The organism is Mannheimia cairinae (assembly GCF_028649535.1).
GTDB classification, from domain to species: Bacteria; Pseudomonadota; Gammaproteobacteria; order Enterobacterales; family Pasteurellaceae; genus Mannheimia; species Mannheimia cairinae.
This window is the reverse complement of record NZ_JAQSJE010000008.1, coordinates 142012-153918: the sequence shown is the minus strand read 5'-3', so window position 1 is coordinate 153918 and position 11907 is coordinate 142012. Positions and strand designations below refer to the sequence as shown.

Annotated in this window: 12 protein-coding genes, 4 tRNA genes and 1 pseudogene; 5 read left to right on the top strand and 12 right to left on the bottom strand. The window is 35.6% G+C overall.

Annotation, left to right across the window (positions count from 1 at the left end; genetic code table 11):
* Window positions 1-172: 172 nt before the first annotated feature.
* The 12 genes and pseudogenes from PTQ27_RS08625 to PTQ27_RS08570 all read right to left on the bottom strand — a co-directional run bounded on the left by PTQ27_RS08625 (window position 173) and on the right by PTQ27_RS08570 (window position 6296).
* A tRNA-Gln gene (locus tag PTQ27_RS08625) sits at window positions 173-247 on the bottom strand.
* Between the two features lie 56 nt (window positions 248-303).
* Window positions 304-378 (bottom strand) — tRNA-Gln (locus PTQ27_RS08620).
* A gap of 25 nt (window positions 379-403) precedes the next feature.
* Window positions 404-488, bottom strand: a tRNA-Leu gene (locus PTQ27_RS08615).
* A 2-nt stretch (window positions 489-490) separates the two neighbouring features.
* Window positions 491-567 (bottom strand) — tRNA-Met (locus PTQ27_RS08610).
* A gap of 166 nt (window positions 568-733) precedes the next feature.
* Complete coding sequence (gene aroE, locus PTQ27_RS08605; protein ID WP_273748170.1) at window positions 734-1561, bottom strand: shikimate dehydrogenase; 828 nt, start codon at window positions 1559-1561, stop codon at window positions 734-736.
* A gap of 2 nt (window positions 1562-1563) precedes the next feature.
* Window positions 1564-2118 carry an L-threonylcarbamoyladenylate synthase type 1 TsaC gene (gene tsaC, locus PTQ27_RS08600; protein ID WP_273748168.1) on the bottom strand — a complete coding sequence of 185 codons (555 nt, stop codon included), beginning with the start codon at window positions 2116-2118 and terminating at the stop codon, window positions 1564-1566.
* Between the two features lie 2 nt (window positions 2119-2120).
* Window positions 2121-2654, bottom strand: coding sequence for a DNA topoisomerase family protein (locus PTQ27_RS08595; RefSeq protein ID WP_273748167.1), 534 nt, complete (start codon window positions 2652-2654; stop codon window positions 2121-2123).
* Window positions 2655-2672: 18 nt separating this feature from the next.
* The gene (gene yqfB / locus PTQ27_RS08590) at window positions 2673-2984 is read right to left on the bottom strand and encodes a N(4)-acetylcytidine aminohydrolase (protein WP_273748166.1); all 312 of its coding nucleotides are present in this window, start codon (window positions 2982-2984) and stop codon (window positions 2673-2675) included.
* Window positions 2971-3438 carry a recombination regulator RecX gene (recX, locus tag PTQ27_RS08585; protein ID WP_273748165.1) on the bottom strand — a complete coding sequence of 156 codons (468 nt, stop codon included), beginning with the start codon at window positions 3436-3438 and terminating at the stop codon, window positions 2971-2973. Before recX ends, yqfB begins: the two co-directional genes overlap by 14 nt.
* A 67-nt stretch (window positions 3439-3505) precedes the next feature.
* Entirely contained in the window at window positions 3506-4624 is a 1119-nt protein-coding gene (gene recA / locus PTQ27_RS08580; protein WP_273748164.1) for a recombinase RecA, read from the bottom strand.
* 100 nt (window positions 4625-4724) lie between these two features.
* Window positions 4725-5345, bottom strand: a complete 621-nt coding sequence (locus PTQ27_RS08575) for an aminotransferase class IV family protein (RefSeq protein ID WP_273748163.1) — start codon at window positions 5343-5345, stop codon at window positions 4725-4727.
* Window positions 5323-6296: pseudogene (locus PTQ27_RS08570) on the bottom strand (aminodeoxychorismate synthase component I). The gene PTQ27_RS08575 and the pseudogene PTQ27_RS08570 overlap by 23 nt, the downstream one beginning before the upstream one ends.
* A 154-nt stretch (window positions 6297-6450) precedes the next feature.
* Between PTQ27_RS08570 and PTQ27_RS08565 the strand changes: the two are divergent.
* The 5 genes from PTQ27_RS08565 to PTQ27_RS08545 all read left to right on the top strand — a co-directional run bounded on the left by PTQ27_RS08565 (window position 6451) and on the right by PTQ27_RS08545 (window position 11836).
* Entirely contained in the window at window positions 6451-8058 is a 1608-nt protein-coding gene (locus tag PTQ27_RS08565; protein WP_273748162.1) for a DNA recombination protein RmuC, read from the top strand.
* Window positions 8059-8233: 175 nt separating this feature from the next.
* Complete coding sequence (locus tag PTQ27_RS08560; RefSeq protein ID WP_273748161.1) at window positions 8234-8815, top strand: anthranilate synthase component II; 582 nt, start codon at window positions 8234-8236, stop codon at window positions 8813-8815.
* 79 nt (window positions 8816-8894) lie between these two features.
* Window positions 8895-9977: a peptide chain release factor 1 gene (prfA, locus tag PTQ27_RS08555; protein WP_273748160.1), complete on the top strand. Its 1083-nt coding sequence runs from the start codon at window positions 8895-8897 to the stop codon at window positions 9975-9977.
* Window positions 9978-9986: 9 nt separating this feature from the next.
* On the top strand, window positions 9987-10841 hold the full coding sequence (locus PTQ27_RS08550) for a hypothetical protein (RefSeq protein ID WP_273748159.1): 855 nt from the start codon (window positions 9987-9989) through the stop codon (window positions 10839-10841).
* Window positions 10841-11836 carry a DNA adenine methylase gene (locus PTQ27_RS08545; RefSeq protein ID WP_273748158.1) on the top strand — a complete coding sequence of 332 codons (996 nt, stop codon included), beginning with the start codon at window positions 10841-10843 and terminating at the stop codon, window positions 11834-11836. Before PTQ27_RS08550 ends, PTQ27_RS08545 begins: the two co-directional genes overlap by 1 nt.
* Window positions 11837-11907: the final 71 nt, after the last annotated feature.

Below are 11907 nucleotides of genomic sequence, written 5' to 3'. Positions count from 1 at the left end.
AAAGGGTTAAGTTAAAAACTTAGCCCTTTTATTTTGCCCTATATGCCTATCTTTCATCATTATTTTTATGCCGAAAAAGCAAAATATAAATAGTAGAGATTAGATTAATAACAATGAAGAGCTAATATTTATTTATAGTAATTTAAAGTAATTCTAAATAATGATAGAGAAATGGCTGGGGTACTAGGATTCGAACCTAGGGATGCCGAGATCAAAACCCGGTGCCTTACCGCTTGGCGATACCCCAAAAGAAAAAAACTAACTTACGTTAGCTTAATTAAGATTTGATTATTTGAAATTAAGTGGCTGGGGTACTAGGATTCGAACCTAGGAATGCCGAGATCAAAACCCGGTGCCTTACCGCTTGGCGATACCCCAACACTAATTTTTAGTTAATCGATAATGGTGCGGGACGAGGGACTTGAACCCACACACCTCGCGGCGCCAGAACCTAAATCTGGTGCGTCTACCAATTTCGCCAGTCCCGCAATGGTGGCTACAGCGAGATTCGAACTTGCGACCCCAACATTATGAGTGTTGTGCTCTAACCAGCTGAGCTATGTAGCCATTTGCGTTCACCATATCGGCCAACGGTGTGCATTATGCTGATTTTAAGGCTTTTCGTCAAATACTTTTTTAAAAAAATCGACTTTTTTAGTTTGCTTGTATAGATATTCGACATTTTGCTAAAAAATTAGCATTTTTTGTTTATAAAATAATAAGTTACCATCGCTTATTTTGGGGGCTGCATTTCTGTTTGTAATTGAATTAATACTTTTTCAATATCTGGAAATTTTTCTTCCCATAAATTAAAAGCAAAAGCCGCTTGTCCTACTAGCATTCCTAAGCCATCTTGGCATTTCATCGCACCGCATTCCTTTGCATAATTAAGGAAAGGTGTTTTCATACTCACAGCATATTGCATATCATAAACTTTGGCAGAAGCTAATAAATTAGCTGGAAGTGCAACATAGTGTCCTTGTAACCCCAATGATGTAGCATTAATAATTAAATCAAATTTTTGATTTTCTAGTTCTTCAACACAAGCAGTCTGAATTTTGCCATAATTTGCAAATTTTTCGGCTAAAACGACCGCTTTCTCAACAGTTCGATTATACAGTGTAATATCCAACCCAGCTTTAAGAAGCGGTAATAAAACACCTTTAGTTGCACCACCAGCACCTAGAATTAAGGTTTTCTGCCCACTATTAAGCCATCCTAAACGCTCTAGATCGGCTGCAAGCCCTACACCATCAGTATTATCTGCATATAAACGCCCATCTTCTAAGCGTTTTAAGGTATTACACGCTTTGGCTAATAGACAAGCTTCGCTATATTCATCTGCTAATTGAAACGCTCTCTCTTTAAAAGGTGCTGTAATATTGCAACCTTTTGCCCCTTTAGCAAAAAAATCTTTTAATTGCTGTTCAAATTCAGTTTCATCACCTAATTTTGCAACATATTCAATCTCTTTTTTTGTTTGTTGAGCAAATAGTTGATGAATTCGAGGAGATTTACTTTGAGCAATCGGATTGCCCCAAACTGCGTATTTATTCTTCATTATTATCCTTGTCTAAAAATTTGTTGTGTGAAAATATCTCGAATTTCAGAAGGGTTTTGTCTGCCAAAGGTTTCTGCATTTAGCACAGGAAAATTCTTCCCAAATTGGGTTTTAACTTCTTTTGCAGTTCGGCACGGAGGAAAACCACTTAAATTTGCACTTGTTGAGGTTAATGCAAAGCCCGTTGCTTCACATAGTTGAGTGATAGCAGATAAATGGCATAAGCGTACTGCGATGGTATTGAATGTGCCAGTTAGATAAGAGGGAACCTCTTTTTTTACAGGTACAATCCAAGTTATTGCTTGTTCGCCAACGAAAGCTAATTTTTGCCAGGCCTGTTCATTCATTTGGCTTTCATCAATGTAAGGTAATAAATATTTTAAATCTGAGGCAATCAGAATGAGTCCTTTCTCTTCTGGGCGTTGTTTTAATGCTAAGAGTTTTTTTACTGCTTTTTCACTTTGTGGATTACACCCCAATCCAAAAACAGCTTCAGTTGGGTAAGCAATAACTTCTTCTTGTTTTAACTTCTCAACAATTTCTAATAAATTATTCATATTTAATTTTCTTGTATTTCAGTTTGATGCTGGCAATGTTTATTGGCACAAATATACACTTTCTTACCACGAAGTTTTTTTATTGTGGCAAGTTCACAATCACATTCACTACATTTAAATTTTATTGGTTTTGTTGCTAGAGTAAATTTACACTCAGGAAAGCCAGAGCAGCCATAGAATGTTTTTCCCGAACGTCCTTTTCTTGCAACTAATTTATGCGTTTTGCACTCAGGACAATCGAATTCTTCTTCAACAACACCTTCTTCATTCACAATGAAATGGCATTTAGGGTAGTTACTGCAACCAATAAAAATACCGTAATGCCCTTGTTTTAATTGTAGCTTATGGCCACATTCGGAGCAAAGCTCATCTAGTTCTTTAATAATATGGCTGGTTTGGTGCAGAGGCTTAATATAATTGCAATCAGGGTATGAGGAACAACCTAAAAACAGCCCGTTTTTTCCTTGTTTTAATTGCAAAACAGAGCCACATTCTGGGCAAATTTCAGATTGTTTAGTTGATTTGAAAAGAGACATATTTTCTGCATTTAAAACTTAGATTAACTGAAACTGAATAACAAAAAATGAATCATCATTTGGGTAGATTTCTCGAATAACATTTTTTAATTCGGTTAAGGTCATATTTTCTTGCATAGCGTGTTGCTCATTTAATCCATTATATTGAATAGGTGTAACCGAGATCACTTTAATGCGAGCAAAAAATCTCCCCGTTTCATTAGTAAATACATCTAGCTCTTGATTTGGTTGGAAATAGGATTCCGATTTATCTCTAATTGTAATTGTTTTTTTACCGCTTAAAATATCTGCTTCAAAGCGGCTGAAAAAAGTAATTTTATTCGTAGTCATTGTAATCAATATCCATTAAGTGGCTAAAATGATCATTGCTAAACCCACGACTAAGCATAAAACGCCACATTTTTTGCTTAGCTTTAATATCCCATTGCATAGGTCGCTTTTTTTCAAACACTTGTTCGGCTAATTCAAACCAATCAACTTCTGCATTTTCTAGTTCTTGCGAGATAAGCCAATCTTTAATGCCTTTAAGTTTTAATTCTTGTTTTAAGCGTTTTGGCCCGATCCCTTGTAATGATCGGTAGCGAATAAAAGCGGTACAAAATCGTTCATCGCTTTGCCAATTATTTGCCTGGGCTTTTTCTATTGCTTGTTCAATTTCCTCATCGGTGTATTCTTTTTGGTTGAGTTTACGTCGCAACTCTTGCTCACTATAATCTCTTTTGGAAAGTAAATATAGTAGATAATTGACCGCAGTATATTTATTTGTTTTTTTATATTCACTCATTTTATTTTCATTAAGTCTAATAAAAATGCGATTTCTACTTTTGCAGAAATCGCATTTACTTCATTTATTATAATTCTTCGTTATCAGTATCTTCTGTAGCCTCTTTGCTATCTTTTGCTTTAGAATTTGCATTAGCTAGAGTTGTATCTGGAGCTTTGATTAATAGCTCTCGAATATCTTGCTCAATTTTATCTGCGACTTCAGGATGTTCTTTTAACCACTTAATCGCATTGTTTTTACCTTGTCCGATTTTATCGCCGTTATATGAGAACCAAGCTCCTGCTTTACTAATAAAACCATTCGATTCTGCAAGAATTAATAGTTCATTCATACGAGCTATGCCTTCACCGTACATAATATCAAATTGTACTTCACGGAATGGCGGAGCAACTTTGTTTTTAACAATTTTAACTTTAGTTTCACTGCCAATAACTTCATCGCCATCTTTTACGACACCACTACGACGAATATCTAAACGTACAGAAGCATAGAATTTAAGTGCATTACCGCCTGTAGTCGTTTCTGGATTACCAAACATTACGCCGATTTTCATACGGATTTGGTTGATAAATACGACCAAACAGTTTGTTGTTTTGATGTTTGCTGTTAATTTACGTAGAGCTTGTGACATTAAACGTGCTTGTAAACCCATATGAGAATCACCCATATCGCCTTCAATTTCTGCTTTTGGTGTTAATGCCGCAACCGAGTCCACAATAATGACATCTACCGCACCAGAACGCACTAAAGCATCACAAATTTCTAATGCTTGTTCGCCATTATCGGGCTGTGAAATTAATAAAGCATCAGTATCTACACCTAATTTACGGGCATATACAGGATCTAATGCGTGTTCTGCATCAATAAAAGCACAGGTTTTTCCAGTTTTCTGTGCTTCAGCAATGACAGATAGTGTTAAAGTTGTTTTACCAGAAGATTCAGGCCCATAAATTTCAACAATACGGCCCATTGGTAAGCCACCAATACCTAATGCGGCATCTAAACCTAAAGAACCTGTTGAAACAGCTTCAATATCTAGCGTTTGAGTATCGCCTAAACGCATAATTGAGCCTTTGCCAAATTGCTTTTCAATTTGAGCTAATGCTGCTGCGAGAGCTTTCTCTTTTTGTTCAGGATCAGTTTGCTTTATTGCTGAGTTCTTCTGATTTTTTTTGTCCGCTGCCATAGGATATCCTTTGTAAAATTTTATGAAAAAGCAACCGCTTGTTGCTTCAAAATAACTGTGTATTATTATAGTGTTTACTTATACAGTTGCAAGTACTTTTTTAGTATTTTCGATAAGCATCGAAAAAATCAATATTTGATGTGGACACAACTCGTTTTTCATCAAAGGGATTTAACGCATTAATCATCATTATGCTTTCATACTGCTTTAAATCTTCTTTTCTGATTTTGGTTAGCATAACTTTGTTTTGATCAATTAAAGCAGTGAGTTGAGTGCCTTTAAGCAAATAATCCTGTGGGCTATACCAAACGCCCTGTTTTAAAAAGAGCAAATTGCCGATTGAGCAATCGCTCACGTTTCCATTATTGATAATAATCACTTCTTCATTTTGCAAAATATTGAACAAATCGAACCGCTTGCGATCGCTAAATTTTAAGTGATAATCCCAATTTTTTACTTCAACACATCGAAATTGAGTAATTTGCTTGGGCTGATAAGGATAAAATTTAACCTCAAACTGTGTGGCATTATAATCAATTCGGCAACGTACTTTTCCGGTTTGAAATTCTGCTGGGATAATCAAAATTTCAGCTAAGCAAAAAGCGGGGTTACAACCAAAAAATTCCTTTACCGCTTGCTCAAAACGTTGTTGATGATAGCTTAAATTTTGCACCTGTCCATCAAGCACGGAAATAGTTTCAAAGAGGGGAAATCGGCACATATACTTTCTCTAAAATTTCGTTATATTCTTCTTCTAATACGCTTTGTGAGGTAATACCGCCACCGCTACGAAAACGCAAGCCATTCTCGGTTTGTTCAATATAGCGAATGGCAACGGCACTGTCTAAACTTTCGCCGTCAAAATAGCCGAAAATCCCCGTATAATAGCCTCGTTTGTCAATTTCCGCTTGCTGAATGATTTCAACGGTTTTTACTTTGGGAGCCCCACTAATTGAACCTGCCGGCAAAAGTTTTGCTAATAATGATCCTACATTTTCTTGCCAATTTTCGTTTAATTCGCCACAAATCTCGGAACTTGTCTGCAAAATCGCCCCTCTGTGAGTTTCCACTTTTTCCAAATAGCGATATTTTGTTACCTGAATATTTTGTGCAACCAAAGCAAGATCGTTGCGAATTAAATCTACAATCGTATTATGCTCAGCAAACTCTTTTTCAGACTCCATTAGCTTTTGTTGAGCATTTTCAATATCGGCATTGATTGTGCCTTTCATCGGGTAAGAGTAAATTTTATTCTGCTCAATTTTGATAAAACACTCTGGCGAAAAGCAGACAAACTGATCTTTCAAATAGCATTTATATTTTGCTTGGCTACTCGCAAAAATTTCCGCTAAGGAATAATTGGTTTCAATTTGTGTTGGATAAGTTAAATTTAATAAATAACTATTCCCTGCTTGAATGGCTTGTTTAACCAATTCAAACCCTTGTTGATATTGAGCAAAATCAATCGCTTTTGCTTTAAATTCAAAACGTTTTGAGGCTTTTTCTTGATGCTTTATCACATTATTTTTGCAAAAAATCTCTAAAAAAGACCGCTTGCAGCCGCTTTTTCCGCAGGGAAAATCAATGGTTTTTGTTGCTCAAAATCGATTAAAAAGAAAAATGGGCGTTTTTGCTTGCCGTAATTATTCGCTATTTGAATAAAATTCTGCATGATTTCTATTAAAACTAACTATAAAAGAGATGCTAGTGTAGTCGGTTTTTCGTGATTCTTCATCACATTTTCGAGTGAGTATTTAAAAATTCCTCATCAAATTTTTGAATTTATGCTATTGTATAAATACTCAGTATTTAATTTGTAGAACATTATGATTATTGAAGAAATTTGGCTTTATATTGCCCTTGCCGTTTGTGTGTTAATCGGCATATATCTATTTTTTTTAAAATCTCGTTATCAGCGAGATGCCTTTGAATTACAGCAAGATCTCAACAAAATCACTGCAGATTTTGCCCAAACTCAACAAAAATATGACAGTTTAGCTCAAGAAAAAAATCAGCTTGAACAATGGGCGATTCAGCAACAAACTCGATATGAATCTACCGCCGAGCGTTTGAGTGAGCGAGATAGTCAACTACAACGTTTTCAGCAGAAAATTGAACTTGCCGAACAGCAAGAAAACGAATTAGAACGTTATATCAATGAGCTAAAAGAACGAGTCGGCTCTTCACAGGCTAAAGCGGAGAGTTTGGAAGAGCAACTGCAATTTAGCCAGAGTTCACTTTCCCATAAAGAGCGTGAAAATCAAACCTTGTTTGCTCGTTTAAATGAAGTGCAAAATGAGCTAACCGAACTTCGCACTACACTTTCCGAAAAACAGGCAAATTTTGAAGCTCAACAACGTAATTTTATTGAAGTAAAACAACAGCTTAATGTAGAGTTTCAGCATTTGGCTCAACAAATTTTAGATGAAAAAAGCAAACGCTTTGCCGAAACCAATCAATCTTCGCTAGATGCGTTACTCAAGCCTTTTAAAGAGCAAATTGAAGGATTCCAAAAACGAGTGAATGAGGTGCATAGCGAATCCTTAAAAGGCACGGCAAATTTAGAGGCAGAAATTAAACGTGTGTTGCAAATTGGTGTTTCAATGTCGGAAGAGGCACAAAACCTCACTTCTGCTTTAAAGGGCAACAATAAAGTTGCAGGTAACTGGGGCGAGGTTCAACTGGAAAGTGCCTTACAATCGGCAGGGCTTTTAGCCGGGGAGCATTATGTGGCTCAAGAAAGTTTCCGTGATGAGGACGGGAAACGTTTCGCCCCCGATTTTGTAGTGCATTTGCCTGATCAAAAACATTTGATTATTGATAGCAAAGTCTCTTTAGTTGCTTACGATCAAGCGGTCAGATCTGAAGATAATTTTGCAATTTCTCAAGCCTTAGATGAGCATTGTAAATCGCTACGCACTCATATTGAGGGGCTTTCGAAGAAAAATTACAGTGCCCTACTTGGCATAAAAAGCCCTGATTTTGTGCTGATGTTTGTACCGATTGAGCCGGCTTATATTGAGGCGATGAAACACGACCCTCAACTGTTTAATTTTGGTTATGAACGTAATGTAATTTTAGTTTCTCACACCACGTTAATGCCGATTTTACGTACGGTGGCGAATTTATGGCGAATTGAACGAGGTAATACAGAAGCTCGTGAAATCAGCGAAAAAGCGGGCGAAATTTATAACCAAGTGTGTATGGTTGCAGACCGTTTAGCCAAATTAGGAAATACTTTAAATACGGTAAATAATCAATATAATCAAACAGTTACCTCACTTGTTGGTCGCCAAGGTTTACTTGGTAAAGTGGAGCGTTTCCAACATCTTTCCAGCAAAGCAAGCCAAATTGTGCCAGAGGTGGAAATGATAGAAAATGAAGTGGATACATTAAAGCTAGAAATGGTATCTAGAGAATTATTGGAAGAGTAAGGGCAAATCTCCTCTTACCCCTCTTTGCTAAAGAGGGGAGATCTTAATTGGGATAAATTTAAGTGTCTCTGGCTATTCATTTTTTAATGAAGAAAGATGAATTGACTAATCTTTTGAGATCAAAGCCCCTCTTTAGCAAAGAGGGGTTGGGGAGATTTAACAAAAAATAAAGCAAATGAACAAAAAACTATTAATTATCGACAACCACGACTCTTTCACATTCAATCTTGTGGATTTACTCCGCAAAATTAATGTGTCGGCTAAAGTGGTATTAGTGGAAGAACTTAACCTAGACGAAGTTGAAGAATTTAGCCATATCTTAATTTCCCCTGGGCCTGATGTACCTAAAGCTTACCCGCAAACCTTTGCAATGTTAGAGCGTTACTATCAGCACAAATCAATTCTGGGTGTGTGTTTGGGGCACCAAACTTTATGCGAATTTTTTGGTGGCACACTCTACAATTTAGAGAATGTGAGGCACGGGCAACAACGCACTTTAACCCAAATTGCCCAAAACTCAATGTTTGAAGGCTTGCCAGAGCAATTTCAGGTTGGGCTTTATCACTCTTGGGGAATCTTGCAAAATTCCCTTGAAAATACACCGCTTGTTGCAACAGCAGTATGTGAACAAAATGTGTTAATGGCATTTAAACACAAGAGTTTGCCGATTTTTGGGGTGCAGTTTCACCCAGAATCCTTTATTACCGAATACGGTGAAAAAATGTTGCAAAATTGGCTTGATAACCAAGCAATTTAGAACAAGATTTTTAGCTTAAAATCCGCTATAATCTACCGTTATTTGAATGATTAAAATGAACAAGAGAACGCTTTAAAAAATGAAAGATTCTATTATCAATAAATTAGAAAGTTTAAGTGAACGCCACGAAGAGTTACAGGCATTATTAGGCGATGCGTCGGTAATTTCCGATCAAGAAAAATTCCGTGCTTATTCCAAAGAATATTCCCAATTAGAAGAAGTGGTCGGCACATTTAACCGCTGGAAAAAGTTAAATAACGATATTGAAGAAGCTCAATTACTGCTTGATGATCCGGATATGAAAGATATGGCAGCGGAAGAAATTGCAGAAAACAAAGCAGAAATTGAAAACCTCGAGCAACATTTGCAAATTCTATTACTGCCGAAAGATCCGAACGATGAATACAACGCATTCTTAGAAATTCGTGCAGGAACAGGCGGTGATGAAGCAGGTATCTTTGCCGGCGATTTATACCGTATGTATAGTCGTTATTGTGAAGGCAAACGCTGGAGAATTGAAGAAATGTCTGCAAGCGAAAGTGAGCAAGGCGGATATAAAGAAATTATCGTTAAAATCAGTGGCGAAGGTGTTTACGGACAACTTAAGTTCGAGTCAGGCGGACACCGTGTGCAACGAGTGCCAAAGACCGAATCTCAAGGTCGTATTCACACCTCTGCTTGTACCGTTGCGGTAATGCCGGAATTACCTGAAAGTGAAATGCCGGAAATCAACCCGTCTGATTTACGTATTGATACTTATCGTTCATCAGGGGCGGGCGGTCAGCACGTTAATACCACCGATTCTGCGGTACGTATCACCCATATTCCGACAGGGATTGTGGTGGAGTGCCAAGATGAGCGTTCTCAACACAAAAATAAAGCAAAAGCGATGGCAGTGCTTGCTTCTCGTATCGTGCAAGTGGAACAAGAACGCCAAGCGGCAGAGCAGGCAGATACCCGCCGTAACCTATTAGGTTCGGGCGACCGTTCAGATAAGATCCGTACTTACAACTACCCGCAAGGACGTGTAACCGACCACCGCATCAATTTAACGGTTTACCGTTTAGATGAAGTGATGAATGGTAAAATTGATGAATTAATTCAGCCGATTATTACTGAATATCAGGCAGATCAATTAGCTGCATTATCTGAAAATAATTAAGGATAAATGATGAATAATGTTGATATAAAGCGAATGATTAGCCAAGAGTTAGTTAAAAAAATTTTTGGTAATCAAAAAAATGCAATGGATTTTTTGGCTTTACTAGGGGTTCAAACAAAAGTAAAAAATGCTAAAGAAGCTTATAATCTTATTGTTGAACATTGGGATTATCAACAAGCGTATCAAATTATTCGTCAATTATTTAAGCAAACAGATAAATATAAAAAAGGATTATCTGGCGAAAATAATATCGCAGTTTTATTACAAGAATGGAATCAGCTTGGCTTGGGTAACATTGAATGGCCTTTTTCTCAAGGCCAGTTTGATAGCTTTGTACAAAAAATAAATTCATCTTCTGAAGCTCGAACAAATAAAGATCAAAAAGTTAAAGACGCAGCAATTCGTTATAGAAGAATTAAAGAAATTAATACTGAAAGAAATGATTATCTGGAGACATTAATTTTTTTAAATAATGAAAATGTTATTCCTACTCTTTACCATTCAAGAGGATTAGATTTCTTTATTAATGGTGTAAGTTTTGACCAAAAAGTTGCTCGTAGTCCAACTAATGAATTTAAAAAAGAATTTGGTGAGAAATGGAAAGATATTGCCATTCAATATCCTGAAAAAGTAGCAGAATATCTCTATACTTATCAAGATGAAGGTAGATTTGGTGCTGAGCCTCGTTTGTTTATTGTTTATTTAGATGAAAATATCGAACCTATAAAAATAAGACAAGCGATTGAAGAAAATAAGTTAGAGAATCCTTATAAAATAAAATTTAAATATAAACATAAATCAACAGGCGAAAAGGCTTATCAAACTGAGGCATTTGTTATTTTATTAACAAATGATTATGCTTAGTGAATTATATAGGCTCAAAGAATAAATTATCTAGTTTTGTTATTTCAACCATCAAAGAGACAGTAGGAAGATTAGATGATAAAGTATTTGCTGAAATATTCTCAGGAACTAGTATTATTTCTCACTCATTAAAGAATCAAGTAAAGAAAATAATTACTAATGATTTAGAATACTATAGCTATGTCTTAGCTAAAAATTATATTGGTAATAATCAACAATTTGATTATTTTTCATTATTTGATTTCTTAGAAAACAATATCCTTCAAGAAGATAGAAGGTTTATTTTTAATGAGTATAGTGAAAACGGTTCTTCAAATAGGCTTTATTTTTCTGAATATAATGGAAAGCTAATTGATCGCATAAGACAAAATATTCAATTTCTTTATGAAAAGAGGGAAATTTCAGAAGCGTTATTTTTCTTTTGCCTTGCTTCTTTACTAGAAAGTGCAGATAAACATGCTAATACGGCTTCGGTTTATGGTGCTTATCTAAAAAAACTAAAGAGAACAGCCTTAAAAGAAATGCGTTTAGAGCCAGCTTTATTTAATATTGGTACGGCTGAAACTGAGATTTATAATCAAGATAGCAATGACTTAATTACCCAAATTTCTGGAGATATTCTTTATTTAGATCCACCATATAATGCAAGGCAATATGGAGCAAATTATCATTTATTAAATACTATAGCTCTTTATGATGATTTTATTCCAAAAGGTAAAACAGGATTAAGAGAATACACTAAATCAAATTATTGTCAGAAGGGTGTAGTTAAAAAAGTATTTGAACATTTAATTGAAAATGCAGAGTTTAAATATATTTTTATTAGTTATAATAATGAAGGGTTGATGACTTTTTCTGATATTAAAGAAATCTGTTCGAGATATGGTCATTATGATTTTGTTGGTCAAGAATATCAACGTTTTAAAGCAGATAGCAATCGACAATATAGTGATGATAAAACATTAGAATATTTGCATATTTTGGAAAAGAATTAGATTGCTAAATTAAGCTGGTTAGATACTTATTTATAAATGGATTGATTTTATTTTTTAATTTTAGTTAGATT